Annotated in this window: 1 pseudogene; it reads left to right on the forward strand. The window is 60.8% G+C overall.

The features are described 5' to 3' along the window. Window positions 1–273 (forward strand): annotated as a pseudogene (locus ABG80_RS22450) (protein rep); the annotation flags it as partial.

A 273-nucleotide genomic window follows, 5' to 3' on the forward strand; every position in this document is an offset into this window, starting at 1 on the left:
ATGATCGCCTTGGCCGAGGTCGAGCCCAGCCAGGAGCGCTTGTCGCGGGATTGGCACCAGATCACCGGGGACAGCTTCATCGTTGATGTGCGGCCCATCGTTGGAGATCCCGCCGAGGGGTTCATGGAGGTTTTCACGTACGCCGTCAAGTTCAGCGATCAGCCGGTTGCCGATACATGGCATGCCTTTCAGACGCTCAAGGGGAAACGCCTTCTTGGTTCTGCTGGGTGCTTCCGAGGTGTCGAGGTGCCGGAAGAGCTGACCGATGAGCCG

It is taken from the genome of Aquabacterium parvum, assembly GCF_001447195.1.
In the GTDB taxonomy this organism is placed as follows: Bacteria; Pseudomonadota; Gammaproteobacteria; order Burkholderiales; family Burkholderiaceae_C; genus Aquabacterium; species Aquabacterium parvum.